25 protein-coding genes are annotated in these 24,045 nt (G+C 71.7%); 16 read left to right on the top strand and 9 right to left on the bottom strand.

What is annotated here, in order from left to right; all coding sequences use genetic code 11:
• Positions 1-4: 4 nt before the first annotated feature.
• Positions 5-2,971 carry a DNA topoisomerase III gene (locus QM782_RS08540; protein ID WP_415202490.1) on the bottom strand — a complete coding sequence of 989 codons (2,967 nt, stop codon included), beginning with the start codon at positions 2,969-2,971 and terminating at the stop codon, positions 5-7.
• A 121-nt stretch (positions 2,972-3,092) separates the two neighbouring features.
• Between QM782_RS08540 and QM782_RS08535 the strand changes: the two genes are divergently transcribed.
• From QM782_RS08535 to QM782_RS08520, 4 genes are all read left to right on the top strand, one after another.
• Complete coding sequence (locus tag QM782_RS08535) at positions 3,093-3,566, top strand: SET domain-containing protein (protein ID WP_415202489.1); 474 nt, start codon at positions 3,093-3,095, stop codon at positions 3,564-3,566.
• A gap of 270 nt (positions 3,567-3,836) precedes the next feature.
• Positions 3,837-4,595, top strand: coding sequence for a biotin--[acetyl-CoA-carboxylase] ligase (locus tag QM782_RS08530; protein ID WP_415202488.1), 759 nt, complete (start codon positions 3,837-3,839; stop codon positions 4,593-4,595).
• A gap of 211 nt (positions 4,596-4,806) precedes the next feature.
• The gene (locus tag QM782_RS08525; protein ID WP_415202487.1) at positions 4,807-5,439 is read left to right on the top strand and encodes an SPOR domain-containing protein; all 633 of its coding nucleotides are present in this window, start codon (positions 4,807-4,809) and stop codon (positions 5,437-5,439) included.
• A gap of 26 nt (positions 5,440-5,465) precedes the next feature.
• The gene (locus QM782_RS08520; protein WP_415202486.1) at positions 5,466-6,134 is read left to right on the top strand and encodes a glutathione S-transferase family protein; all 669 of its coding nucleotides are present in this window, start codon (positions 5,466-5,468) and stop codon (positions 6,132-6,134) included.
• Here the strand turns inward: QM782_RS08520 and QM782_RS08515 are convergent.
• The 3 genes from QM782_RS08515 to QM782_RS08505 are packed head-to-tail and all read right to left on the bottom strand — an operon-like array spanning position 6,103 to position 8,873.
• Positions 6,103-6,807, bottom strand: a complete 705-nt coding sequence (locus tag QM782_RS08515; protein WP_415202485.1) for a hypothetical protein — start codon at positions 6,805-6,807, stop codon at positions 6,103-6,105. The genes QM782_RS08520 and QM782_RS08515 overlap by 32 nt on opposite strands.
• Before the next feature lie 2 nt (positions 6,808-6,809).
• Entirely contained in the window at positions 6,810-7,790 is a 981-nt protein-coding gene (locus QM782_RS08510; protein WP_415202484.1) for a Bug family tripartite tricarboxylate transporter substrate binding protein, read from the bottom strand.
• Between the two features lie 39 nt (positions 7,791-7,829).
• On the bottom strand, positions 7,830-8,873 hold the full coding sequence (locus QM782_RS08505; RefSeq protein ID WP_415202483.1) for a zinc-dependent alcohol dehydrogenase: 1,044 nt from the start codon (positions 8,871-8,873) through the stop codon (positions 7,830-7,832).
• A gap of 103 nt (positions 8,874-8,976) precedes the next feature.
• On the opposite strand from QM782_RS08505, the gene QM782_RS08500 reads away from it, so the two are divergent.
• Complete coding sequence (locus tag QM782_RS08500; RefSeq protein WP_415202482.1) at positions 8,977-9,963, top strand: LysR family transcriptional regulator; 987 nt, start codon at positions 8,977-8,979, stop codon at positions 9,961-9,963.
• Here the strand turns inward: QM782_RS08500 and QM782_RS08495 are convergent.
• Positions 9,920-11,365, bottom strand: coding sequence for a sensor histidine kinase N-terminal domain-containing protein (locus QM782_RS08495; RefSeq protein WP_415202481.1), 1,446 nt, complete (start codon positions 11,363-11,365; stop codon positions 9,920-9,922). The two genes, QM782_RS08500 and QM782_RS08495, sit on opposite strands and share 44 nt — an antisense overlap.
• Positions 11,362-12,036 (bottom strand): response regulator, encoded by a 675-nt coding sequence (locus tag QM782_RS08490; RefSeq protein ID WP_415202480.1) that lies wholly within the window; start codon positions 12,034-12,036, stop codon positions 11,362-11,364. Before QM782_RS08490 ends, QM782_RS08495 begins: the two co-directional genes overlap by 4 nt.
• Before the next feature lie 134 nt (positions 12,037-12,170).
• Between QM782_RS08490 and QM782_RS08485 the strand changes: the two genes are divergently transcribed.
• Positions 12,171-12,479, top strand: a complete 309-nt coding sequence (locus QM782_RS08485) for an antibiotic biosynthesis monooxygenase family protein (RefSeq protein WP_415202479.1) — start codon at positions 12,171-12,173, stop codon at positions 12,477-12,479.
• On the opposite strand, the gene QM782_RS08480 is transcribed toward QM782_RS08485, so the two are convergent.
• Positions 12,464-12,940, bottom strand: a complete 477-nt coding sequence (locus QM782_RS08480; RefSeq protein WP_415202478.1) for a MarR family winged helix-turn-helix transcriptional regulator — start codon at positions 12,938-12,940, stop codon at positions 12,464-12,466. The genes QM782_RS08485 and QM782_RS08480 overlap by 16 nt on opposite strands.
• Positions 12,941-13,081: 141 nt before the next feature.
• On the opposite strand from QM782_RS08480, the gene recA reads away from it, so the two are divergent.
• The 4 genes from recA (at position 13,082) to QM782_RS08460 (ending at position 16,516) form a co-directional block, all read left to right on the top strand.
• A complete protein-coding gene (gene recA, locus QM782_RS08475) occupies positions 13,082-14,140 on the top strand; it encodes a recombinase RecA (protein ID WP_415202477.1) in 1,059 nt (352 codons plus the stop codon).
• 55 nt (positions 14,141-14,195) lie between these two features.
• Positions 14,196-14,660 carry a recombination regulator RecX gene (gene recX / locus QM782_RS08470; protein WP_415202476.1) on the top strand — a complete coding sequence of 155 codons (465 nt, stop codon included), beginning with the start codon at positions 14,196-14,198 and terminating at the stop codon, positions 14,658-14,660.
• A gap of 90 nt (positions 14,661-14,750) precedes the next feature.
• Complete coding sequence (locus QM782_RS08465; protein WP_415202475.1) at positions 14,751-15,956, top strand: MFS transporter; 1,206 nt, start codon at positions 14,751-14,753, stop codon at positions 15,954-15,956.
• Between the two features lie 83 nt (positions 15,957-16,039).
• A complete protein-coding gene (locus tag QM782_RS08460) occupies positions 16,040-16,516 on the top strand; it encodes a hemerythrin domain-containing protein (protein ID WP_415202474.1) in 477 nt (158 codons plus the stop codon).
• Between the two features lie 13 nt (positions 16,517-16,529).
• On the opposite strand, the gene argC is transcribed toward QM782_RS08460, so the two are convergent.
• Positions 16,530-17,453 carry an N-acetyl-gamma-glutamyl-phosphate reductase gene (gene argC, locus QM782_RS08455; RefSeq protein WP_415202473.1) on the bottom strand — a complete coding sequence of 308 codons (924 nt, stop codon included), beginning with the start codon at positions 17,451-17,453 and terminating at the stop codon, positions 16,530-16,532.
• 163 nt (positions 17,454-17,616) lie between these two features.
• Here argC and sucC point away from each other — a divergent pair, with 163 nt between their 5' ends.
• The 6 genes from sucC (at position 17,617) to QM782_RS08425 (ending at position 23,169) form a co-directional block, all read left to right on the top strand.
• The gene (gene sucC / locus QM782_RS08450; RefSeq protein WP_415202472.1) at positions 17,617-18,780 is read left to right on the top strand and encodes an ADP-forming succinate--CoA ligase subunit beta; all 1,164 of its coding nucleotides are present in this window, start codon (positions 17,617-17,619) and stop codon (positions 18,778-18,780) included.
• An 11-nt stretch (positions 18,781-18,791) separates the two neighbouring features.
• A complete protein-coding gene (sucD, locus tag QM782_RS08445; protein WP_415202471.1) occupies positions 18,792-19,685 on the top strand; it encodes a succinate--CoA ligase subunit alpha in 894 nt (297 codons plus the stop codon).
• A 117-nt stretch (positions 19,686-19,802) separates the two neighbouring features.
• Positions 19,803-20,507 (top strand): TerC family protein, encoded by a 705-nt coding sequence (locus tag QM782_RS08440; protein ID WP_415202470.1) that lies wholly within the window; start codon positions 19,803-19,805, stop codon positions 20,505-20,507.
• A 235-nt stretch (positions 20,508-20,742) separates the two neighbouring features.
• Complete coding sequence (locus QM782_RS08435; protein WP_415202469.1) at positions 20,743-21,534, top strand: Stp1/IreP family PP2C-type Ser/Thr phosphatase; 792 nt, start codon at positions 20,743-20,745, stop codon at positions 21,532-21,534.
• Between the two features lie 40 nt (positions 21,535-21,574).
• Entirely contained in the window at positions 21,575-22,255 is a 681-nt protein-coding gene (locus tag QM782_RS08430) for an FHA domain-containing protein (RefSeq protein WP_415202468.1), read from the top strand.
• Between the two features lie 128 nt (positions 22,256-22,383).
• On the top strand, positions 22,384-23,169 hold the full coding sequence (locus tag QM782_RS08425; RefSeq protein WP_415202467.1) for a 3',5'-cyclic-nucleotide phosphodiesterase: 786 nt from the start codon (positions 22,384-22,386) through the stop codon (positions 23,167-23,169).
• Between the two features lie 45 nt (positions 23,170-23,214).
• Here the strand turns inward: QM782_RS08425 and QM782_RS08420 are convergent, their stop codons facing one another.
• Positions 23,215-24,039: an IclR family transcriptional regulator gene (locus QM782_RS08420; RefSeq protein ID WP_415202466.1), complete on the bottom strand. Its 825-nt coding sequence runs from the start codon at positions 24,037-24,039 to the stop codon at positions 23,215-23,217.
• Between the last annotated feature and the right edge of the window lie 6 nt (positions 24,040-24,045).

Below are 24,045 nucleotides of genomic sequence, written 5' to 3'. Positions count from 1 at the left end.
GCCGTCACGCCAGGTGCTTGCCGAGGATGCCGGCGATCTCGAACATGGTGGCGCTGGGCTTGCCGAACACGGCCTGCAGGGCCGCGTCGGCACGGATGCTGCGCTTGTCGTTCGGGTCCTGCAGGCCCTTGGCCTTGATGTAGTCCCACAGCTTCTTCGTGGCCTCGGTGCGCAGCACCGGCGCGTCGCCGATCACGGCGGCCAGCGCGGCGCTGGGCTTGAGGCCGCCGCCGGCCGCGGCCTTGCGCGGGGCCTTGGCCGCCGCCTTCGCGGGCGTCGTGGCGGGTGCCTTGGCGGCCGCCTTCTTCGCCGCCGGCGCGGCGGCGGCCTTCTTGGCGGCGAAGCCGCCGGCCGTCTTGCGCGGCGGGAACTTGGATTCGCGCGGCTCGAATTCGAAGGTGACCTTGCCCTCGTCCTTGTTCCAGACCAGGAAGGCCTTGAAGCTGCGCCGCGTGCGCATGCTGACGAACTTGTCCAGCAGGTCGGTCCGGCCCTCGGCCAGCAGCTTGCGCACCTGGGCCTCGTCCACCGGCTGCTGCAGGATCACCTTGCCGGTCTTGAAGTCGCAGCTGGGCACGGCCTGCGCGGGCGTGGGCACCGCGTGCTCGCAGACGTAGTTGCTGCCGAACTCGAACACGCCGGCGCCGCATTTGGGGCAGGGCCCCAGGCGCGGCTGGCCCGAGAAGTCGACGATCTCGCCGGTCTCGGCCGGGTCCTTGTCGTCGTCGCCGAAGTCGAACTCCAGCTTCCAGTTCTTCTCGTCCTCGGCGTAGACCAGCCGGATCTCGGCCACGAACGGCCAGCCGGCCTTGGAGCGGAAGCCCTCCAGCGGGCCGATGTGCTTGTCGCGCACCAGGGCCTCGGCCTCGGCGATCTCGAAGGTGCGCCCGGCCGGCGACTTGGTGAACGAGAAGCCGCAGGCGTCCTGGCCCGCGCCCTTCGGGCCGGCGCAGGCGTAGCGCCGGTAGTTCTCCTTGACCACGCCGCCGCAGTTCGGGCAGGGCGCGGCCAGCGTCGCGTAGTCGCCCGGCACGGTGTCGCGGTCGTACTCCTTGGCCTTCTTGACGATGTGCTCGGTCATGCGCGCGATCTCGCGCATGAAGGCCTCGCGGCTGAGCGCGCCCTTTTCCATCTGCGCGAGCTTGTGCTCCCATTCGCCGGTCAGCTCGGCCTTGGACAGCTCCTCCACGCCCAGGCCGCGCAGCAGCGTCATCAGCTGGAAGGCCTTGGCCGTGGGGATCAGCTCGCGGCCCTCGCGCAGCATGTATTTCTCGGTCAGCAGGCCTTCGATGATGGCCGCGCGCGTGGCCGGCGTGCCGAGGCCCTTTTCCTGCATGGCCTCGCGCAGCTCGTCGTCGTCCACCAGCTTGCCGGCGCCTTCCATCGCGCCGAGCAGCGTGGCTTCGGAATAGCGCGCCGGCGGCCGCGTCTTCAGGCCCCGGGCCTCGGCCGATTCGGTCCGCACCTGCTCGCCGGGCCGGACCGGCACCAGGCGCTTGCCGTCCTTGTCGCCGTCCTCGCCCTCGGCCTCCTTGCCGTAGATGGCCATCCAGCCGGGCTTGACCAGCACCTTGCCGTCGGAGCGGAAGCTGTGCCGGCCCGCCGGCGTCTCGACCGTGCTGATGCGCGTGGTCACCTGGAACTCCGCGCTCGGGAAGAACACCGCCAGGAAGCGCCGCACCACGAAGTCGTACAGCCGCTGCTCGGCGTCCGACAGGCCGCTGGGTGCCTGCAGCGTCGGGATGATCGCGAAGTGGTCCGACACCTTGGCGTTGTCGAACACGCGCTTGGTCGGCTTGACGTAGTGCTGGTCGATCGCCTGCCGCGCGAACGGCGCCAGGTGCGCCATGCCGCTGCCGGCCAGCATCTTCATCGTGTCGTGGACCACCGGCAGGTAGTCCTCGGGCAGCGCGCGCGAGTCGGTCCGCGGGTAGGTCAGCGCCTTGTGGCGCTCGTACAGCGACTGCGCCAGCGCCAGCGTGGTCTTGGCGGAGAAGCCGAAGCGGCTGTTGGCCTCGCGCTGCAGCGAGGTCAGGTCGAACAGCAGGCCGCTGGCCTGGGTGGTGGGCTTGCTCTCCTCGGTCACGCTGGCCGGCCGGCCGCGCACGGCCTCGGCGATGGCCTGGGCCGCGGCCGCGTTCCACAGGCGGTCGGCGCGCTGCTCGGGATCCGGCTCGCCGCTGGGCAGCGGCGGCGCGCCGGCCTTCTTCCAGGCCGGGTCGAACCACTTGCCGGGGTACTGGCCGGCCTCGGCCTGGAAGACGGCGTGGACCTCCCAGTAGTCGCGGCTGACGAACTTGCGGATCTGCTCCTCGCGCTCGACCACGATGGACAGCGTGGGCGTCTGCACCCGGCCCACGGTGGTCAGGAAGAAGCCGCCGTCGCGCGAGTTGAAGGCCGTCATCGCGCGCGTGCCGTTGATGCCGACCAGCCAGTCGGCCTCCGAGCGCGAGCGCGCGGCGTCGGCCAGGCCCTGCATCTGGGCGTCGCTGCGCAGCCGGTCGAAGCCCTCGCGGATGGCCTGCGGCGTCATCGACTGCAGCCACAGCCGCCGGACCGGCTTGCCCAGCCCCTTGCCGTCGGCCTTGGCGCCGCCGGCGTATTGCTCGATCAGGCGGAAGATCAGCTCGCCCTCGCGCCCGGCGTCGCAGGCGTTCACGAGCGCCGTCACATCCTTGCGCCGGGCCTGCTTGACGACGGCGTTCAGGCGCGACTTGGTCTTGTCCACGGGCTTGAGGTCGAAGTGCGGCGGGATCACCGGCAGGTGCGCGAAGCTCCACTTGCCGCGCTTGACGTCGTACTGCTCGGGCGCCTGGATCTCCACCAGGTGGCCGACCGCGCTGGTCACCACGTAGCGCTCGTTCTCGAAAAAGTCCTCGTGCTTGTCGAACTTGCCCGCCACCGGCGTCAGCGCGCGGACGATGTCCTGCGCGACAGACGGCTTCTCGGCGATCACCAAGGTCTTGCTCATAGGGAAAGGGTCGTGGTTCTTTCAAAGGTTCCGGCGGGCGGGGCCGCTGTGGCCGCTCCTACAATCCGGGCCCTCGCGCGCATGCGCGCAGGTGCTTTTTCTAAACTAACAGAGTTTCGCAGTGCCTCCAAAATCCGCGCGCCGCATCCAGGTCCGACGCTCCGGCGTGCACGGCAAGGGCGTGTTCGCCGTGCAGGACATCGCCGAGGGCGAGACCATCATCGAGTACGTCGGCGAGATCATCAGCTGGCAGGAGGCGCAGGACCGCCACCCGCACGATCCCGACAACCCGAACCACACCTTCTACTTCCACATCGACGCCGACCGCGTGATCGACGGCAAGTTCGGCGGCAACTCCGCGCGCTGGATCAACCACGCCTGCGAGCCCAACTGCATCGCCGACGAGGAGGGCGGCCGCATCTTCATCCGGGCGCTGCGCGACATCCATGCCGGCGAGGAGCTGAACTACGACTACGGCCTGGTCGTCGACGAGCGGTACACGAAGAAGCTCAAGGCCGAGTACCCGTGCTGGTGCGGCACCCCGGGCTGCCGCGGCACGCTGCTGTCTCCCAAGCGCCGCAGCAGGAAGGCTTGAAATGAAGCACCCCCGGTCTGCGCGCTGCGCGCTGCGCCAACCCCCTCGAGCGGGCGGCGGGCCGCGGCTCCGAGCCTGCCTACGCCGGCCTGGGCGGCCCGGCGAGGCGGCCCCCCCGGCGCAGCTGCGGCCTGCGAGGCAGGCCTGCGGTCCGGTCAGGCCGGCCCGCGGCGTCCACTGGCATGGCCTGCTCCGCGGCCGTGCGAACCCGCGGCCTGCGGACCGGTTCCATGCCCTGCGGGCGGCGCGCCGGCACCATGGAGAGCCGGGATGACGCTGCGCTGGCCGGCCGAGCAGATCTGGGAGGACGTGGCGCCGCTGCTGCCCGGCTTCACGGTGGAGGTGCTGCCGGAGATCGATTCGAGCAACAGCGAGCTGCTGCGCCGCATCCGCGCCGGCCGGCCCGAGCCCACGCTGCTGGTGGCCGAGCGCCAGAGCGCCGGCCGCGGCCGCATGGGCCGGCCCTGGCAGGGCGAGCCAGGCGCCTCGCTGGCGATGTCGCTGGCGCTGCCGCTGGCGCCGGCGGACTGGTCCGGGCTGTCGCTGGCGGTGGGCGTGGCCGTGGCCGGCAGCCTGCATCCCGACCTGCGGCTCAAGTGGCCGAACGACCTGTGGCTGGGCGGCCGCAAGCTCGGCGGCATCCTGATCGAGACGGCCGCCGCCGGCGGTGCGCGCCACGCCATCGTCGGCATCGGCCTGAACATCGCGCCGCGCGCGGGCGAGGGCCTGTCCACGGCGCCGGCCGCGCTGGCCGAGCTGCGGCCGGACTGGGACGCGCCGCGCGCGCTGGGCGCCGTCGCGCCGGCGCTGGTGCGGGCCGTGCTGCGCTTCGAGGCCGCGGGCTTCGCGCCGTTCCACGCGGCCTTCGAGGCGCTGGACCTGCTGCGCGGCCGGCCGCTGCGCCTGTCCGACGGCACCGAGGGCCGCGGCGACGGCGTGCAGCCCAACGGCGCGCTGCGCGTGCAGACCGCGGACGGGCTGCGCTGCATCGACAGCGACGAAGTCAGCGTGCGGCCCACGGGCGCCTGAAGGCGTGGACGAACCGCTCACGCGCACGCGAGGCCCGATGACCACCTGCTTCCCGCACCACCGACGCGCTTCGGGCCTCGCCTTGCGGGCCGGGGCATGCCGGGCCGCACGCGGGCGTTGCAATCCTTGCCCTGGCACCCGCCAGGGCGGCGGCCCGCGGTCCGCCACGCCCCGCCGTGGCCGCGACCGGTCCATCCACACGTTCTGAGCCATGCTGGCCCGCAACGCCGCCCTGCTGCTGCTGGTCGCCAACGGCGCCTATTTCGCCTGGTCGCAGGGCTACCTGGCGCCGGTCGGCCTGGGGCCGGATACGGGGCGCGAGCCGCAGCGCCTGGAGCAGCAGATCCGGCCCGAGGCGCTGCGCGTGGCGCCGGCCGGGTCCGTTGCTGCTGCCCCGCCGGCCCCGGCCGCCTGCTGGCAGGCCGGCCCCTTCGATGCCGCGCGGGCCGAGGCGCTGCGCGCGGCGCTGCAGGCCGCCGGCGTGCCGGCCACGGCCTGGACGATGGAGGCCGCCGGGCCGCCGGCGCGCTGGATCGTCTACCTGGGCCGCTACGCCGACGCGGAGGCGCTGGAGAAGCAGCGCGCCGAGTTGCGCGCGCTGCGCGTGGACACGGCGCCGGTCGCGCAGCCGGCGCTGGCGCCGGGCCTGTCGCTGGGCGTGTTCTCCACGCAGGCGGCGGCCCAGCAGCACCTGGCGCAGCTCGGCGAACGCGGCGTGCGCACCGCGCGCGTGGTGGCCGAGCCGCGCGCGGACGGCCCCGTGCTGCTGCGCCTGCCCGCCGCCGACGCCGCGCTGCGCGAACGCGTGCAGGCCCTGGCCGCCCGCCCGCTGAACCCCTGCTGAAACCGCCAACAGGAAAGGCATCGCCCATGACCGCCACGCTGCAGCTCTACTACGCCCCCGGCGCCTGCTCCTTCGTGCCGCACACGCTGCTGGAGGCCGCCGGCGCCGCCTACGAGCCGCGCATGGTCAAGCTGCACAAGCGCGAGAACGAGGAGCCGCCCTTCCTGGCCGTGAACCCGCGCGGCCAGGTGCCGGTGCTGGTGCACGGCAGCGAGGTCATCACCCAGGTGCCGGCCATCGTGTACTACCTGGATGCGCTGTTCCCCGAACAGCGGTTCCTGCCGCGCGAGGTGCTGGCGCGCACGCGCGCGCTGGAGCTGCTGGCCTGGATGAACAACACCGTGCACCCGATCTTCACGCACGTGTTCAGGCCTTACCTGTACAGCGACGACGCCGGCGTGCAGGAGCAGCTGCGCCGCTTCAACGCCGTGCGCTACCGCGCGCTGCTGGAGGAGCTGCAGGCCGCCGTGATCGCCGGCGGTGCGGCCGGCGGCGGCTGGCTGGGCGGGGCGGCCTTCGGCCCGCTGGACGCCTACGCGCTGACGCTGACGCGCTGGGGCTCGATCGCCGGCATCGACCCGGAGGGCTTCGCCGCGCTGTGGCCGTACGTGCAGCGCGTGGCCGCCGTGCCGGCCGTGGCCCGCGCGATCGAGCGCGAGCGGCTCAAGCTGAATCTCTACGCGCCGCCGGCCTGAGGTCATCGCGCGGCGGCGGGCGCCGCGGCGCCGCGACCTCGGCGTGGACCACCTGCGAGACCAGCCGGTACCGCCCCTGCACGCACCACAGCGGCGCGGCGCCGGGCCAGGCCGGCAGGGTGGGCAGGGCGGCCGGGTCGAACAGGTCGGCCAGGCAGACGTACTCGTCACCCGGCGGCGCCGCATCGGCGTTGCGCAGCGCCTGCGGCCCGGCCTCGGCGACGCGCTGCACGCGCACGCGGCACACGCCATCGGCGGCCAGCAGCCGGCGGCAGAAGGCGGCCCAGCCGTCCGCGTCCGGCGCGGCACCGGGCGCCCAGACCAGCCGGCCGACCGCCAGCGCCGCACCCACGCCCGCGCCCTCCCGGGCCACCACCGGTCCCGGCTTGCGCACGAAGTCGCGCAGCGCCGGCCGCATCGAGGCACTCCAGGGCGTGGGGGCATCGACCAGCGCGCGGTACGCGGCGCTGTCCAGGCAGGCCAGGTCCCGCAGTTCGTACAGCGTGAAGTACTCGGCCGGCGCCGGCCCGTCGGCCCGGTAGCGCGTGCCCGCCACGAAGCCCGGCACCCACACGCGCTCGGGCACGTGCTCCAGCTGGTGCCAGCGCTCGTACTCGGCCCGGCGCCCGGGCGCGACCCCGTTCCACAGCGACAGCAGGGCAGCGGCGCGCATGTTCAATCCAGCCGGATGTGCTGCTTGGCGATGATGTCCCGGTACAGCGCCGTGTCGGCGGCCATGCGCTGGCGCAGCGCCGCCGGGCTCGGGTCCTGCACCTTCCAGCCCTGGGCGAACAGCTTGTCGCGCACCTCGGGCTGCTGCAGGATCTTCGCCAGCGTGGCGCTCAGGCGGGCCTGGTGGGCCGCGGGCATCGCCGCCGGCGCCATGACGGCGTTCCAGACCTCGATGCGCACGCCTTCGACGCCGACCTCGGGCAGCGCCGCGATGTCGGGCGCCAGCGCGCTGCGCTCGGGCGTGGTCACGGCCACGGCCTTGAGCTTGCCGGCCTGCAGCAGCGGCAGCACCGTGGACACCGGCAGCAGCGTGGTCTGCAGCTGCCCGCCCAGCAGGGCGTTGATGATCGGCGGCCCGCCGGCGAACGGCACGTGCAGCGCGGCGATGCCGGTGGCCTGCTTGATCAGCTCCATGCCCAGGTGCCCGCCCGAGCCGGGGCCGGTGGAGCCGTAGGCGGTCTTGTCGCCCTGCGCGCGCAGCGACTCGACGAAGGCCTTGCCGGAGCCCGGCACCAGCGCCGCCGGGGCGACCCAGGCCAGCGGCGCGCTGCCGATCAGCGCGAGCGGCGCGAAGTCGCGTGCCGGGTCGTACGGCAGCCGGGCGTACAGGAAGGGCGAGCTGGTCAGCGGGCCGTTGCCGACCACGCCGATGGTGTGGCCGTCCGTGGCCTTGGCGATCTGGTCGGCGCCGATGTTGCCGCTGGCGCCGGGCCGGTTCTCCACGACCACCGGCTGGCCCAGCGCCTGCGCCAGCGGCGTGGCCAGCAGCCGGGCCTGCATGTCCGGCGAGGAGCCGGCCGGGTAGCCGACGATCATGCGCAATGGGCGGCCGGGCCAGCCGTCGCCCTGCGCGGCAGCCGCCAGCGGCAGCGCGGCCAAGGCGGCGAGCAGCGCACGGCGGCGCGGGAATCGGAATGCGGGCATGGGATGTCTCCGTGGGATGGGGGATGCGGACAGGGGGATTCAGGGCGCGGGCTGCACGACGACCTTGGTCGCCTGCCGGCCGCGCGCCAGCGCGAAGGCCTCGGCCGCGCGCGCCAGCGGCAGCCGGTGCGTGACCATGTGGCGCAGCTCAGCCGCGTGCGTGCGCATGAAGGCGACGACGCCGGGCCAGTCGGCCTCGGGCGCGCGGTACGAGCCGCGCAGCTGCTGGTGGTTGCGCACCAGCGCGACCAGGTCGATCGGCACCGGCGCGGCGTGGATGCCGGTGATGACCAGCACGCCGTGCGCCTTCAGCGCCTGCAGCGCCGGCGCCACCACGGCGGCGGCGCCGGTGGCCTCGATGACGACGTCGAAGCGACCGTCCGCCAGGTACGGCGCCAGCCCTTCGGCAATGCCGCCGGTCTCGGCGAAGTCGACCAGGTCCTCGAAGCCCATGCGGCGCAGCACGGCCAGCCGGGCGGCGTCGCCATGGCCGGCCACCACCACCTGGCGCGCGCCGGCGGCGCGGGCGAACAGCGCGATGCCCTGGCCGATGTTGCCGGGCCCCAGCACCAGCACGCGGTCGCCGGCCTGCACGCCGCCGACGCGCACGGCCTCGTGGCTCACGGTCAGCGGCTCGGCCAGCGCGGCGACCTCGGCCGGCACGCCGTCCGGGATCGGCACGCAGTTGCGCGCCGGCACCAGGCAGCGCGGCGCGAACGCGCCGTCGCGCAGCACGCCGATGCCGCGCCGCGTGCCGCAGGCGTCGTGGTGGCCGGCACGGCAGGCGGCGCAGGTGCCGCAGGTGGCGGACGGGCGCACCGTGACCAGCTGGCCCGGCGCCAGCCCCTCGACGCCCGGGCCGAGCGCGGCCACGGTGCCGCTGAACTCGTGGCCGATCGTGACCGGCAGGTGCGGCGCCATGAAGTGGTAGCCGGCCGTCCATGCGTCGATGTGCAGGTCGGTGCCGCAGACGCCGGCGGCCTGCACGGCGATCAGGGCCTCGCCCGGTCCGGGGGCCGGCGGGGCGTCCACTTCGATGAGTTCGAGCCCGTGGTCCGGGCGGGTCTTGCGCAGGGCTTGCATGCGGTCTCCTTGGGAACGGCAGGCAGTGTCGGCCGCGGCAACCCATACGTCAAAGACTGGTTTCGTCTACGTGCCATATGCCAAAGATCAATATGATCGGGCCATGGAACTGCGTCACCTGCGCTACTTCGTGACCGTCGCCCGGCTCGGCAGCATGAGCCGCGCGGCGCAGAAGCTGTTCATCGCGCAGCCGCCGCTGTCGGCCCAGATCCGCCAGCTGGAGGAGGAGGTCGGCGCCACGCTGTTCGTCCGGCTGCCGCGCGGCGTGCGGCTGACGCCGGCCGGCCAGTCCTTCCTGGAGGACGCCACGGCCATCCTGGCGCGTGCCGAGCAGGCGGCCGTGCGCGCCCGCGAGTGCCAGGCCGGCCAGCGCGCCACGCTGCGGCTGGGCCTGGTGCCCTCGGCCACGCACACGCTGCTGCCGGGGCTGCTGCAGAGCCTCGGCGCGCAGCAGGGCGCTGCCGTGACGGTCGAGGCGCGCGAGATGATCTCGGCGCGCCAGATCCGGGCGCTGCGCAACGACGAGCTGGACCTGTGCTTCGCGCGGCCCGGCGGCGAGGGCGCGCCCTGGCCCGAGCTGCTGTGCGGCATCGACGACCCCTACTGCCTGGCGCTGCCGGCCGGCCACGCGCTGGCGGACGGCAGCGCGCCGCTGCCGCTGGCCGCGGCGGCGCGGGAGAGCTTCGTCGGTTTCTCGCGCTACCAGGAGGCGGACTTCTTCGACCTCACCGCCGCGCTGTGCGCGCAGGCCGGCTTCGCCCCGCGCATCCGCAACGAGGCCGGCCAGTTCGTCAACGTGCTGGAGATGGTGGCCTGCGGGCTGGGCCTGGCCATCGTGCCCTGGACCATCGCGGCGCAGCCGCTGGCCGAGGGACTGGCACGGCGGCTGCGCTTCCGCGCGCTGCAGGCCGTGCGCCAACACAGCCGGCTGGTGATCCTGCGCGGCGAGCGGCTGCGTGGCGAGCCCTGGTTCGACGCAGCCTGTGCGCTGGCCCAGGCGCAGCTGGAGGCGCTCGGCCGGCGCATCCGGCCGTTCCACGCGGCGGCTACGCCGGCGGGGAAGAGGAAGGCCGCGCGAAGCGCACCGTGAAGCGCGTGCCCGGCGGCTGCCGGCCCGGGTGCGCGTCCTCGAGCACGACCTCGGCCCGGTGCTGGCCGGCGATCTCGCGCACGATGGGCAGGCCCAGGCCGGAACCGTCGGTGTCGGTGCCCAGCGCGCGGTAGAACGGCTGGAACACCAGTTCGCGCTCGGCCGCGGGGATGCCGGGGCCGGAGTCCTCCACCTGCAGCCGCAGCGGTGCGCCGGCGCCGGCCGCCAGCACGCGCGCCGTGACCACGCCGGGCCGCGCGGGCGTGGAGGGCGTGTAGGCGATGGCGTTGTCGAGCAGGTTGCGCACCAGTTCCTTCAGCAGCGTGGCATTGCCTTCCAGCTGCACGCCGGGCGTGCCGGGGGCGGCGCCGTCGTAGCCCAGGTCCAGCGCCTGGTCCATCGCGCGCGGCAGCGCCTCCTGCACCGCGTCCATGACCAGCCGCGCCAGGTCACAGGGCTGGCGCGCGATCGGCACGCCGGCGCTCTCGGCGCGCGCCAGCGCCAGCAGCTGGTTGACCGTGTGCGTGGCGCGCATGCTGGAGCGGCGGATCTGCAGCAGCGACTGCTTCAGCTCGTCGGCGTTGGCGCCCTCGCGCTGGGCCAGGTCGGCCTGCATGCGCAGGCCGGCCAGCGGCGTCTTGAGCTGGTGCGCCGCGTCGGCCAGGAAGCGCTTCTGCGTGGCGATGGAGTCCTTCAGCCGCGTCAGCAGGTCGTTGACCGAGGACACCAGCGGCGCCACCTCCAGCGGCACGGCGCGCTCGTCCAGCGGCGACAGGTCGTCGGGCTTGCGCGCGCGGATGCGCTCCTCCAGCTGCGACAGCGGCTTGATGCCGCGCACCAGCGCCAGCCAGACCAGCAGCACCGCCAGCGGCAGGATCACGAACTGCGGCAGCATCACGCCCTTGATGATCTCGGCCGCCAGCACCGAGCGTTTCTCGCGCGTCTCGGCCACCTGCACCAGCGCCGCCCGGCCGCCGTCCAGCGCGACCCAGGCATGGGCCACGCGCACGTCCTGGCCGCGCAGCTCGGCGTCGCGCAGCCGCACCTCGCCGGGCGGCGCGGCGTCGCCGGCCGGCGCCGGCAGCTCGCGCTCGCCGGCCAGCAGCTCGCCCCCGGGGCCCAGCACCTGGTAGACGACCTGGTCGGCCTCGTCGGCGCGCAGCAGTTCGTGCGCCGGCTGCGGCAGGCTGAACTGCACGCGCCCGTCCGGCCCCTGGTCGACCAGCTGCGCGAGCGCGCGCACGTCGTGCTCCAGCGCGCGGTCGAACGGGTTGCCGGCGATGCCCTGCGCGACCAGCCAGGTCAGCGCCAGGCTCACCGGCCACAGCAGCAGCAGCGGCGTCAGCATCCAGTCCAGGATCTCGCCGAACAGCGACCGCTGCTCGCTGCGGAACAGCTTCACGCGCTGATTTTCTCGAGGCAGTAGCCCAGGCCGCGCACGGTGGCGATGCGGATCGGCCCTTTCTCGATCTTCTTGCGCAGGCGGTGGATGTAGACCTCGATCGCGTTGGTCGAGACTTCCTCGCCCCATTCGCACAGGCGCTCGACCAGCTGGTCCTTGCTGACCAGCCGCCCGGCGCGCTGCAGCAGGACTTCGAGCAGGCCGAGCTCGCGCGCCGAGAGCTCGACCATCCGGCCGTCGATGGTCGCGACGCGGCCGGCCTGGTCGTATTCCAGCGGGCCGTGGCGGATCACGCTGCTGGTGGCGCCGGTGCCGCGCCGCGTCAGCGCGCGCACGCGGGCCTCGAGCTCCTGCAGCGAGAACGGCTTGGCCATGTAGTCGTCGGCGCCGTAGTCCAGGCCCTTGACGCGCTCCTCCACGCTGTCGGCCGCCGTCAGGATCAGCACCGGCAGCGCCGAGCCGCGGCTGCGCAGGGCCTTGAGCACCTCCAGCCCATGCAGGCGCGGCAGGCCCAGGTCCAGGATCAGCAGGTCGAACTGGTCGCTGGTGCGCAGCGCGGCATCGGCCTCGGTGCCGCTGGCCACGTGGTCCACCGCGGCGCCGGAGCTGCGCAGCGCGCGCAGCAGGCCGTCGGCCAGCACCTGGTCGTCCTCGGCAATCAGGATGCGCATGGGGTCTCCCGGGGGTTGGACGCGAAGGGAGAAATTCTAGGAGGGCCGCCGGTCCGGCGCCGTGGCCGCCGCGCGCGGTCCGCGGATGTGCGAACCTGTCGGGCCACGCAACACATCCAGAAGGAGGATTCGAAATGATCGTGGAAGTCGCAGATTTCCGGGTGAGCCCGGACCAGCATGCAGTGTTCGGCGAGGTGCTGACGCGCGGCATGGCAACGGTGCTGTCCAAGGCCAAGGGCTACCGCGCCCACCGCATCCTCGGCTGCATCGAGACGCCGGGCCGCTACCTGCTGACGATCGAGTGGGAGACCCTGGAAGACCATACCGAGGGCTTCCGCCACTCGCCGGCGTTCGGCGAGTGGCGGGCCATCATCGGCCCGTACTTCGTGCAGCCGCCGCAAGTGGAGCACTTCCGCGTGGTGGACGCTCAGGATCCCGCGTAGGCCTCCAGCCCGAGCGCGACCACGGTCGCGACCTCGGCCCCCACGGCCTCGCGGAACTCGGCCTCGGCCTGCGCGATCGCGCTGCGGAAAGCCTGCTGCCAGGCCAACCCGTCCGGCGTGAAGCGCACGATGCGGGCACGCGCGTCGTGCGGATCGGGCACGCGCGTGACCAGGCCCCAGGCCTCGCACTGCGCCACCAGGTCGCCCATGGCCTGCTTGCTGATGCCGGCCCGCTCGGCCAGCACGCCGGGCCGCGTGCCAGCCACGTCCAGGTGCCGGGTGATGTGCACGTGCGCGGCCGTCACCTGCGCGCGCGCCGCCAGGTTCGACAGGGCTAGCGGCACCTGCACGTCGTGCGCCATCAGCGCCAGCACCCGCGCGTCAAAGCGGCGCAGCGCATCGCCCATCAACCGGCCGAGATGGGTGGTGCGCCAGGCGTCGTCCGGGGCCACGGTGTGCATCGTCACATCGTAAGGCAAACTGACCAAAAATCTTCTGTTTTCAAATCAATGCCTGCACTACACTACTGTTCAAGTATCCAGACGGTGTAGATATACAGCCCGGATGCGTTGTGCAAGTCATTGATTCCCAGGAGATTTTTCATGGACGCACCGGTGAAGAACAGTCCCGCGCAAGCCGAGAAGGCCAAGGCCCTGCAGGCGGCCCTGGCCCAGATCGAGAAGCAGTTCGGCAAGGGCACCATCATGCGGCTGGGCGAAGGCGAGGCGATCGAGGACATCCAGGTCGTCTCCACCGGCTCGCTGGGCCTGGACATCGCGCTGGGCGTCGGCGGCCTGCCGCGCGGCCGCGTGATCGAGATCTACGGCCCCGAATCGTCGGGCAAGACCACGCTGACGCTGCAGGTCATCGCCGAGATGCAGAAGCAGGGCGGCACCTGCGCCTTCGTCGATGCCGAGCACGCGCTGGACGTGCAGTACGCCAGCAAGCTCGGCGTGAACCTGCCCGACCTGCTGATCAGCCAGCCCGACACCGGCGAGCAGGCGCTGGAGATCGTGGATTCGCTGGTGCGCTCGGGCGCGGTGGACCTGATCGTGATCGACTCGGTCGCCGCGCTGACGCCCAAGGCCGAGCTCGAGGGCGAGATGGGCGATTCCCTGCCCGGCCTGCAGGCGCGGCTGATGAGCCAGGCGCTGCGCAAGCTCACGGCCACGATCAAGAAGACCAACTGCATGGTCATCTTCATCAACCAGATCCGCATGAAGATCGGCGTGATGTTCGGCAGCCCCGAGACCACGACCGGCGGCAACGCGCTGAAGTTCTACGCCTCGGTGCGCATCGACATCCGCCGCACCGGCACCATCAAGAAGGGCGAGAACGCGATCGGCAACGAGACCAAGGTCAAGGTGGTCAAGAACAAGGTCTCGCCGCCGTTCAAGACGGCCGAGTTCGACATCCTGTTCGGCGAGGGCATCAGCCGCGAGGGCGAGATCATCGACATGGGCGTGGAGGCGCGCATCGTCGACAAGTCCGGCGCCTGGTACGCCTACAACGGCGAGAAGATCGGCCAGGGCCGCGACAACGCGCGCGAGTTCCTGCGCGAGAACCCCGACCTGGCGCGCGAGATCGAGAACAAGGTGCGCGAGAACCTGGGCATCGCGCTGCTGCCGCCGGCCGCCGCCGCGGCTGCCGCGGGCGAGTGAACGCCGCCCGGCCGCTCCGCAGACGCCCGCAGCGCGCGGCGTGGAGGATCGTCCGATGAACGCACCGCGTGCAGCGCCCTCGCTGAAGGGCCGGGCGCTGCGCCTGCTGGCCCGGCGCGAGCACTCGCGGCCCGAGCTGGAGCGCAGGCTGGCGCCGCACGCCGAATCGCCCGAGGCACTGGCCGGCGCGCTGGACGAACTGCAGGCCAGGGGCTTCATCAGCGAGGCGCGCGTGGTCGATGCCGTGCTGCACCAGCGCGCCGCGCAATACGGCGCGCTGCGGCTGCGCCAGGAACTGCAGCACAAGGGCGTGGCGCCCGACGCCATCGCCGCCGCCGTGGCCGGCCTGGCCGGCAGCGAGTTCGAGCGTGCGCTGGCGCTGTGGCGCCGCCGCTTCCGGCCCGCCGCCGACACACGCGAACGCGCACGGCAGGGCCGCTTCCTGCTGGCGCGGGGGTTTTCAGCCGAGGTGGTAGGCAGGGTGCTGAAGGCCGGCGGGCAAGAGGAGCGGGGTGGATGAAGGGAAGTGCACGGGCGGCACAAACCGGCGCCGCCGGCTGCTGACACGCCCGGGCGCAGCCGCTCATGGCGGCGCTGACAATACGGCGCCATGCCTGTTTCCCCCGCGCCGGCGCTGCGCGCATTGACCTTCGCCTTCGGCCTGAGCCAGTTCTTCCGCAGCTGCCTGGCCGTGATCGCCCCCGAGCTGCAGCGCGACCTGCAGCTGTCCGCGGCCGGTTTCGGCCTGCTGTCGTCCTGCTTCTTCCTGGCCTTCGCGGTCGCGCAGATCCCGGTCGGCATCGCGTTCGACCGCTTCGGCGTGGGCCGGCCCACGCGCTGGCTGCTGGCGGTCGGCGTGGCGTCCGCGGCGCTGTTCGTGCTGGCGCCCGGCGGGCCGGCAGCGATGCTGGCGCAGGCCGGCCTGGGCCTGGCCTGCGCGCCGGTGTTCATGGGATTGATGCACTACGCCTCGGTGCAGCTGCCGAGCGCGCGCTACGTGGCCTTCATCGGCCGCGCGAACGCGATCGGCATGCTGGGCGGGCTGTGCGCCACGCTGCCGCTGGGCTGGCTGACCCAGCAGCTGGGCTGGCGGCCGGCGCTGGCGCTGGCGGGCCTGTGCCTGCTGGCGGCCTGCGCGGCGGTCTGGCGCACCGTGCACGACCAGGGCGACCACGACGCGCAGCGCGAGGCGCCGCTGGCCATGGTGGGTTCCAGCCTGGCGCTGCTGGGCCGGCCGGTGCTGTGGACGCTGATCCCGGTCTGCGTGGCCATGGCCGCCGGCACCAGCTTCCGCAACGCCTGGGGCGGCCCCTACCTGGTCGATCTGTTCGGCCTGCAGACGCAGGCCCGCGGCCTGGCGCTGTCCACGCTCACGCTGGCCTGCTTCGGCACCGCGCTGCTGCTGCCGCAATTGGTGGCGCGCCACGGGCTGCGCGCGACGGTGCTGGGGTGGACGGCGATGTCCGCCGCCGCCGGCGCGGCGCTGGCCGGCTGGCCCGGCGGCGGCGCGGTGCTGGCGCACCTGGCCTTCATGGCGCTGCTGGTCACCGTGGGCATGCTGCATCCGCTGGTGATGGCGCACGGCCGCGAGCTGCTGCCGCCGGCGCTGCGCGGGCGCGGCCTGGGCGTGCTGAACAGCTTCGTGTTCCTCGGCTCCTCCCTGACGGCCTGGGCCTTCGGCCAGATCGCCGACCTGGGCCGGCGCAGCGGCTGGCCGCTGGAATCGGCCTGGTCGGCCATCTTCGGCTGCGCGGCGCTGCTGGTGCTGCTGGGGGCGCTGGCCTACATGCTGAGTCCGCGCCTGGCGCCACGCTAGCGCCCGGCGGTTTGTTGCGCGGCATCAACGCGCCTGCCGGACCGGCCGCCTACGCTGGCGGCTGTTTCGCACAGGAGACGCAGATGCCCCGACTCGAATGGTCCGACCGCCTGGCGCTGGGCCTGGACGCGATGGACGAGACCCACCAGGAATTCGTGGAGTTGCTGGCTGCGGTGGAGGCCGCCGACGATGCCGCGCTGTTGCCGGCCTGGCAGGCGCTGGTCGCGCACACGCAGGAGCATTTCGACCGCGAGGACGCCTGGATGCGCGCGACCGGCTTCGCGCCGAACAACTGCCACAGCATGCAGCACGCCGTGGTGCTGCAGGTGATGCGCGAGGGCCTGCTGGCCCGGGCGGAAGACCGGCTCGCCGCGGTGCGCCACATGGCGCAGGAGCTGGCGCCCTGGTTCGTGCAGCACGCGCAGACCATGGACGCGGCGCTGGCGCTGCACCTGCGCAGCGTGGATTTCGATCCGGCCTGCGGGACGGTGCGCCTGCCGCAGGCGCTGCCGGCCGCACCGGTGACCGGCTGCGGCTCGGCCGCCTGCTCGCCGGCCTGAATCCGAACCCGGCTCAGAGCCCCAGCATCAGCCGCAGGTTCTGCACCGCCGCGCCGCTGGCGCCCTTGCCCAGGTTGTCCAGCCGGGCGATGACGACGGCCTGACGCACTTTCTCGTTGGAGAACACGCGGATCTCCAGCCGGTTCGTGTCGTTCAGCGCCAGCGCGTCGAGCCGGCCGTTCTCGGTCGGCGGCAGCACCTGCACGAACTGCTCGGGCGTGTTGCTCTTCGCGTAGTGCGCGGCCAGCGCGTCGTGCAGGTCGGCCGCACGCGGCTGGCCGGGCAGCGCGTCCAGGTGCAGCGGCAGCTGCACCAGCATGCCCTGGCGGAAGTTGCCCACCGAGGGGATGAACAGCGGGCGCCGCGTCAGCCCGCCGTAGCGCATGATCTCCGGGATGTGCTTGTGCTCCAGGCCCAGCCCATAGGCTTCGAACAAGGGCGCCGCACCCGCCTCGTAGGCCTCGACCATGGCGCGGCCGCCACCGGAATAACCGCTGACCGACGGCAGCGCGACCGGGAAGTCGGCCGGCACCAGGCCCGCGTCGACCAGCGGGCGCAGGATGGCGATGGCGCCGGTGGCATAGCAGCCCGGATTGGCCACGCGCTCGGCCCCGGCCACTGCTTGCGCATGGCCCGGCACGAGTTCCGGCAGGCCGAAGGTCCAGGCCGGGTTCACGCGGTGCGCGGTGGAGGCGTCGATGATCTTCGGCTTGCGGCCGGCCAGCTGGTCGATCAGCGCCACGGACGCGATGGCCGCATCGTCGTGCAGGCAGAGCACGACCAGGTCGACATCGGCCATCAACTCGCGCTTGGCGCTCTCATCCTTGCGCCGCTCGGGCGCGATGCTGACGAGTTCGACCTGCGGCATGGCCTGCAGACGCTCGCGGATCTGCAGTCCGGTGGTGCCGGCTTCGCCGTCGATGAAGACCTTGGCCATGGTGAAATGTTCCCCCGTCGTGGCGCACTGCGATGGTGCAATGCACCATGATACAGTTGCTGGCTGTCCGCAGTCTGGTTGTCAAGCATCCGTCGCTCGTGGGCAACAGCAGAACACACGGTTTTCACCTCTCCGTCCCAACCTTCTTCCGAGAGAGTCCCTCATGAAGATTCACGAGTACCAGGGCAAGGAAATCCTTGCCAAGTTTGGCGTGCCGGTGCCGCGCGGCATCCCGGCATTCACGGTGCAGGAGGCGGTCGAGGCCGCCCAGAAGCTGGGCGGCCCGGTCTGGGTGGTGAAGGCGCAGATCCACGCCGGCGGCCGCGGCAAGGGCGGCGGCGTGAAGGTGGCCAAGAGCGTCGAGCAGGTCAAGGACCTGGCCGGCCAGATCCTCGGCATGCAGCTCAAGACGCACCAGACCGGCCCCGACGGCCAGAAGGTGCGCCGCCTGTACATCGAGGAAGGCGCGGACATCCAGAAGGAGTACTACATCTCCGTGGTGACCGACCGCGCCACGCAGAAGGTGGCCTTCATCGCGTCCAGCGAAGGCGGCATGGACATCGAGGAAGTGGCGCACGCCACGCCCGAGAAGATCGTCAAGGTCTTCGTCGATCCGCTCGCCGGCTTCACCGAGGCCCAGGGCAAGGAGCTGGCCAAGGGCATCGCCCTGCCGGCCGACTCCGAGGCGCAGTTCATCGACCTGTGCGGCAAGCTCTACAAGTGCTACATGGACACGGACGCCTCGCTGGTCGAGATCAATCCGCTGAACCGCGACAGCAAGGGCAACATCATCGCGCTGGACGCCAAGTTCAACTTCGATTCCAACGCGCTGTTCCGCCATCCCGAGATCGTCGCCATGCGCGACCTGGACGAGGAGGACCCGGCCGAGGTCGAGGCGTCCAAGTTCGACCTGGCCTACATCAGCCTGGACGGCAACATCGGCTGCCTGGTCAACGGCGCCGGCCTGGCGATGGCGACCATGGACACCATCAAGCTGTTCGGCGGCGAGCCGGCCAACTTCCTGGACGTCGGCGGCGGCGCCACGCCCGAGAAGGTGACCGAGGCCTTCAAGATCATGCTGAAGAACAAGAACGTCCAGGGCATCCTGGTCAACATCTTCGGCGGCATCATGAAGTGCGACACCATCGCCACCGGCGTGATCGCGGCCTGCAAGGCGGTCAACCTGTCGGTGCCGCTGGTCGTGCGCATGAAGGGCACGAACGAGGAACTCGGCAAGAAGATGCTGGCCGATTCCGGCCTGCCCATCATCAGCGCGGACACCATGGCGGAAGCGGCCCAGAAGGTCGTGGCCTCGGTCAAGAAGTAAGGAACAGAGCCATGTCGATCTACATCAACAAGGACACCAAGGTCATCACCCAGGGCATCACCGGCAAGACCGGCCAGTTCCACACGGAGAAGTGCCAGGAGTACGCGAACGGCAAGAACTGCTTCGTCGCCGGCGTGAATCCCAAGAAGGCCGGCGAGTCGATCTTCAACATCCCGATCTACGCCTCGGTCAAGGAAGCCGCGCAGCAGACCGGCGCCACCGTGTCGGTGATCTACGTGCCGCCCCCGGGCGCCGCCGCCGCGATCTGGGAGGCCGTCGAGGCCGACCTGGACATGGCGATCTGCATCACCGAAGGCATCCCGGTGCGCGACATGCTGGAAGTGCGCAACAAGATGAAGGCCAAGGAAGCCGCTGGCGGCAAGAAGACGCTGCTGCTGGGCCCCAACTGCCCCGGCCTGATCACGCCCGACGAGATTAAGATCGGCATCATGCCCGGCCACATCCACCGCAAGGGCCGCATCGGCGTGGTCAGCCGCTCCGGCACGCTGACCTACGAAGCCGTGGCGCAGCTGACCGAGATCGGCCTGGGCCAGTCGTCGGCGGTCGGCATCGGCGGCGACCCGATCAACGGCCTGAAGCACATCGACGTGATGAAGGCCTTCAACGACGATCCGGACACCGACGCCGTGATCATGATCGGCGAGATCGGCGGCCCGGACGAGGCGGACGCCGCCCGCTGGTGCAAGGAACACATGAAGAAGCCCGTGGTCGGCTTCATCGCCGGCGTGACGGCGCCCCCGGGCAAGCGCATGGGCCATGCCGGCGCGCTGATCTCCGGTGGCGCCGACACGGCCGAGGCCAAGCTGGCGATCATGGAGGAATGCGGCTTCACCGTGACGCGCAACTTCTCCGAACTGGGCAAGCTGCTGAAGTCCAAGCTCTGATCCGCCGGCGTACGCAGTTCCACGCACTGCGCGCCGGGGCCGCGAAGCCTACACTGTTCAGCCACAAAGAAGGCGCCCGTCGGGGCGCCTTCGTACTCATAACAGTGGGAGCCGTTCATGTTCGCTGGTCTCGATCTTTCGTCCGCCGCCTTCTGGAGCGCCTTCGGGTCGATCCTACTGGCCAACGTGGTGCTGTCGGGCGACAACGCCGTCGTCATCGCCATGGCCGCGCGCGCGCTCAAGCCCGAGCAGCGCGGCAAGGCCATCTTCTTCGGCAGCGCCGCCGCCATCGTCATGCGCATCGTGTTGACGATCGCGGCGATCCGCCTGCTGACGCTGCCGTTCCTGAAGATCGTCGGGGCCGGCCTGCTGACCTACATCGGCGTGGACCTGCTGATGGACGAGGCCGACGGCGATGGCGAGGGCGGCGAGGTCACCAACATGTTCGGCGCGATCCGCACCATCCTGGTGGCGGATCTCGTCATGAGCCTGGACAACGTCCTGGCCGTGGCCGCGGCGGCCCAGGGCAACCTGCCGCTGCTGATACTGGGGCTGCTCGTCAGCATTCCCCTGATCGTGTTCGGCGCTTCGATGCTCACCAAGGTGATGGTGCGCTATCCCATCATCATCACGATCGGCGCGGCGCTGCTGGGCTACCTGGCGGGCGAGATGCTGCTGACCGACCCCGCCGTGGTCGGCTACTTCGGCGAGAGCAGCCATGCCACCCTCATGGTCGCGGGCGTCATAGGCGCCGTGCTGGTCGTGGCGCTGGGCAACTGGCTGCAGAAACGCGCCGGTGCGCGCGACGCCGGCGCGCACTGAGCTTCTCGATCCATCTGCCCGCACGCGGAAGCGGGCCGAAATTCCCCGTGTTGCAATAACAGCGCAACCGGGCCTTCCATCCGCGCTCATTTGCGAGTTTTTCGATGGTTGGCTCCGTTCTGTAACAGAATGTCGGGTCGCGCCGTCGGACGACGGCCCATCGCTGAAGGGCAACCGTGCACGTACTCCAGGCAGATCATCCGCAGTCGCGCGCCGCGTGCGCGCCCGGCATGCCATGAGCTACGAATTCGCCGTGCAGACGCACACCGGCCTGCTCCGCTCGAACAACGAGGATGCGGCGGTCTTCGACGCCGCCTATGGCCTGGCCGTGGTGGCCGATGGCATGGGGGGCTACAACGCGGGTGAAGTGGCCAGCGGGATGGCCGTCGGCGTGGTCCGCGCGGAGCTGGGCGACTGGCTCGCCGCCGCAGGGCCGGAAGCCACGCTGCGCGAGCTGCGCAAGGCGATCGACCGCTGCGTGCAGCACGCGAACCAGGCCATCCTCGATGCGGCCCGGGCCAATCCGGACTACAGCGGCATGGGCACGACGCTGATCCTGGCGGTGTTCCAGGCCCAGCGCGTCGTGGTGGGCCACGTGGGCGATTCGCGCGGCTACCGCTGGCGGCGGCACCGGCTCAGCCGGCTCACGCGCGACCACTCCCTGCTGCAGGAGCAACTCGACGCCGGCCTGATCAGCCCGGCGCAGGCCGCCGTTTCCGGGCGCCGCAACCTGGTCACGCGCGCGCTGGGCATCGACATGGTGATGCAGCCGGACATCAACGAATTCCCCGTGGAGCCGGGCGACCTGTACCTGCTGTGCTCCGACGGGCTGTCGGACATGATCGACGACGAGCAGATCGGCGACCTGCTCGGCGCCCGCGACACGCTGGACAGCAAGGCCCGCCGTCTCGTAGCCTGTGCGAACTCACAGGGTGGCCGGGATAACATCACCGTGCTGCTCGTCCAGGCCGGCGAAGCGGCAACGCCTCCCCGCACCAGCCTGATGGCCAGATTGCTACGCATCTAGACACCTTTCCCGACGCCATGACCAGATCCAGGAGCCGACCATGCCGAAGCTGATCGTTTCGATCGATGGTGTCGTCATCAAGGAAGTGCAGCTCACCAAAGACCGCACGACGCTGGGCCGGCGACCGTACAACGATGTCGTCATCGACAACCTGGCGGTCAGCGGCGAGCACGCGGCCGTGCTGATGTCCGACGGCGAAGTGGAACTGGAAGATCTCGACAGCACCAACGGCACCTACGTGAACAGCCGTGCGATCCGCCGGCAGGTGCTGCGCCACAACGACATGGTCGAGATCGGCAAGTACAAGATCAAGTTCCTGAACGAGCAGCAGGACGATGGCGGCGCCCGCCCGCCGGCGGCTGCGCCGGCACGGCCGCCGGCGAGCCCCTCGCCGAGGCCGCAGCGCCTGCCGCCGTTCGACACCGTGCTGACGCCTCAGGCCGACGGCAATGGCAGCCCGCTGGCCGCGATCCGCGTCGTGTCGGGCGCCGCGGCCGGCCGCGAGATCGCGCTGGTGAAGGTCGTCACCACGATCGGCAAGCCGGGCGTGGCCGTGGCCGCCATCACCCGGCGGCCGCATGGCTACGTGGTGGTGCACGTCGAGGGCGCACACGCGCCGCAGCTCAACGGAACGGCCATCGGCTCGACCCCAGTCGAGCTCCGGCACGGCGACCTCATCCGCCTGGCTGGCACCGAGATGGAGTTCGTGCACCTCGTCTGACAACCGCCGCGGCGGAAGCGGGGAAAATTGCTCGACAGCAGGACGCCAGTGCCTGTAGCCTTCGCGGATGCGCCGCTGCGGGGATGCGCACCCCTCCAGGGCTTCCCCCACTTCATCGAAGGACACGGATGAAACTGCGCGTGCTGGGCTGTTCCGGCGCCATTGCCAAGGACTGCCGCACCACGTCCTTCCTGGTGGACACCGATGTCCTGATCGATGCCGGCACCGGCGTCGGCGACCTGACGCTGGAGGAGATGCGCGGCATCGACCACGTCTTCCTGACCCATTCGCACCTGGACCACATCGCGGCACTGCCGCTGATGGTGGACGCCATCGCCGGGCAGCGCACGGCCCCGATCCACGTCTACGCGCTGGCCGGCACGCTCCAGGCGCTGCGCACGCACGTGTTCAACAACGTGATCTGGCCGGACTTCAGCCGCATTCCCTCGGCGGCGGCGCCGTTCATACGCTTCCACGAGATCGACGTCGGCACCGTGGTGCAGGTCGGAAGCAAGAGCATCGAGGCCCTGCCCGCCGTGCACACGGTGCCGGCCTGCGGCTATGCGGTATCGGCCGGCGGGCCCTACTGGGTGTTCACCGGCGACACGGAGCGCAATCCGGCGTTCTGGCGCCGCATCCAGGCCCTGGATGTCGCCATGCTGGTGATCGAGACGGCGTTCAGCAACCGCGAACAGGATCTGGCGCGCCGCAGCCTGCACCTGTCGCCGGCCACGCTGGCCGGCGAACTCGCCTGCCTGGATCCGCAGCGCCAGGTGCCGGTGTACATCACCCACACCAAGCCGTCGGAAACGGTGCTGATCATGGCCGAGATCGAGCAGTTCGATCGCAGTGCCAGCCAGCCCGGCGCGCACGACATCCGCTGGCTCGAAGCCGGACAGGAATTCGAGATCTGACCGGGCCGGGCTGGCCAGGCGTTTCCTCGACAGCCCTGGGAGGAACTACGCGCCGCCGCCGGTGGCCACGTGCTGACCCGCCGAAAGAGCCGCCTGCGCGGCGGTGATGGCCTGGGCGACCGGCTGCAGTTCCGCCAGCAGCGCACGCACCGTGCCGGCGGGCCAAGCCTCGCCCCAGCCAGCGATCGTGACCGACCCCAGCGGCTCCGCCACGGGACCGAACACCACGGACAGTGAATGCACACCGTGCCAGAGCGCGCCGCTCGCCAGCACATAGCCCCGCTGGCGCCCGGTGTCGATCAGTTCCTCGGCGCGGGCCAGGTGCTCGGCGCTCAAGTGCGTGAGCCGCTGGCGGCTGCGCGCGCACAGCGCACGGGCCTCGCGCGGCGGCAGCGCGGCGGCGATCGCCACGCCGCTGCTCCGCGACAGCAAGGCCACCCGGCGGCCGACGCGCAGCGCGGCGGCCTCGCTCGCCGCGCGGCCGGCCCGCGCGACGCAGATGCAATCGTCGCCACTGCGCAGCACCGACAGCACCGCCATCTTCGGAAGCCGGCGCGCCAGGCACTGCACCGCCGTGCCGATCTCCTCCACCAGCCTGGTGCGGCTGTCCACGCAGAACCCCAGCTCGAAATTCAGCGGGCCGAGCAGGTAGCGCTTGTCCGAGGCCCGCTGCTCGACCAGCCGCTCCTCGACCAGGCAGCGCAGGATGCGGTGCACCGTAGGGCGGTTGAGCGCGCAGCGCGCGGCCAGTTCCTGCAGGTCCCAGCCGGCGGAGCCGCGCATCGCCACTTCACGCAGGATGCGCACGGCGCGCTCGATGGACTGGGTGCCGGTGCGCACGCCGGCGGCAGAGGTGGAAGCGGGGGTCACAGTCCG

This window comes from Pseudorhodoferax sp. (assembly GCF_047601025.1).
In the GTDB taxonomy this organism is placed as follows: domain Bacteria; phylum Pseudomonadota; class Gammaproteobacteria; order Burkholderiales; family Burkholderiaceae_C; genus Pseudorhodoferax.
This window is presented reverse-complemented; position numbering and strand designations above follow the sequence as displayed.

Bases quoted from the DNA above. Each gene is read 5' to 3' on its own strand.
- QM782_RS08540 (WP_415202490.1), bottom strand. From the start codon at position 2,971: ATGAGCAAGACCTTGGTGATCGCCGAGAAGCCGTCTGTCGCGCAGGAC.
- QM782_RS08530 (WP_415202488.1), top strand. From the start codon at position 3,837: ATGACGCTGCGCTGGCCGGCCGAGCAGATCTGGGAGGACGTGGCGCCG.
- QM782_RS08525 (WP_415202487.1), top strand. From the start codon at position 4,807: ATGCTGGCCCGCAACGCCGCCCTGCTGCTGCTGGTCGCCAACGGCGCC.
- QM782_RS08520 (WP_415202486.1), top strand. From the start codon at position 5,466: ATGACCGCCACGCTGCAGCTCTACTACGCCCCCGGCGCCTGCTCCTTC.
- QM782_RS08515 (WP_415202485.1), bottom strand. From the start codon at position 6,807: ATGCGCGCCGCTGCCCTGCTGTCGCTGTGGAACGGGGTCGCGCCCGGG.
- QM782_RS08510 (WP_415202484.1), bottom strand. From the start codon at position 7,790: ATGCCCGCATTCCGATTCCCGCGCCGCCGTGCGCTGCTCGCCGCCTTG.
- QM782_RS08505 (WP_415202483.1), bottom strand. From the start codon at position 8,873: ATGCAAGCCCTGCGCAAGACCCGCCCGGACCACGGGCTCGAACTCATC.
- QM782_RS08500 (WP_415202482.1), top strand. From the start codon at position 8,977: ATGGAACTGCGTCACCTGCGCTACTTCGTGACCGTCGCCCGGCTCGGC.
- QM782_RS08490 (WP_415202480.1), bottom strand. From the start codon at position 12,036: ATGCGCATCCTGATTGCCGAGGACGACCAGGTGCTGGCCGACGGCCTG.
- QM782_RS08485 (WP_415202479.1), top strand. From the start codon at position 12,171: ATGATCGTGGAAGTCGCAGATTTCCGGGTGAGCCCGGACCAGCATGCA.
- QM782_RS08480 (WP_415202478.1), bottom strand. From the start codon at position 12,940: ATGCACACCGTGGCCCCGGACGACGCCTGGCGCACCACCCATCTCGGC.
- recA (WP_415202477.1), top strand. From the start codon at position 13,082: ATGGACGCACCGGTGAAGAACAGTCCCGCGCAAGCCGAGAAGGCCAAG.
- recX (WP_415202476.1), top strand. From the start codon at position 14,196: ATGAACGCACCGCGTGCAGCGCCCTCGCTGAAGGGCCGGGCGCTGCGC.
- QM782_RS08465 (WP_415202475.1), top strand. From the start codon at position 14,751: ATGCCTGTTTCCCCCGCGCCGGCGCTGCGCGCATTGACCTTCGCCTTC.
- QM782_RS08460 (WP_415202474.1), top strand. From the start codon at position 16,040: ATGCCCCGACTCGAATGGTCCGACCGCCTGGCGCTGGGCCTGGACGCG.
- argC (WP_415202473.1), bottom strand. From the start codon at position 17,453: ATGGCCAAGGTCTTCATCGACGGCGAAGCCGGCACCACCGGACTGCAG.
- sucC (WP_415202472.1), top strand. From the start codon at position 17,617: ATGAAGATTCACGAGTACCAGGGCAAGGAAATCCTTGCCAAGTTTGGC.
- sucD (WP_415202471.1), top strand. From the start codon at position 18,792: ATGTCGATCTACATCAACAAGGACACCAAGGTCATCACCCAGGGCATC.
- QM782_RS08440 (WP_415202470.1), top strand. From the start codon at position 19,803: ATGTTCGCTGGTCTCGATCTTTCGTCCGCCGCCTTCTGGAGCGCCTTC.
- QM782_RS08435 (WP_415202469.1), top strand. From the start codon at position 20,743: ATGAGCTACGAATTCGCCGTGCAGACGCACACCGGCCTGCTCCGCTCG.
- QM782_RS08430 (WP_415202468.1), top strand. From the start codon at position 21,575: ATGCCGAAGCTGATCGTTTCGATCGATGGTGTCGTCATCAAGGAAGTG.
- QM782_RS08425 (WP_415202467.1), top strand. From the start codon at position 22,384: ATGAAACTGCGCGTGCTGGGCTGTTCCGGCGCCATTGCCAAGGACTGC.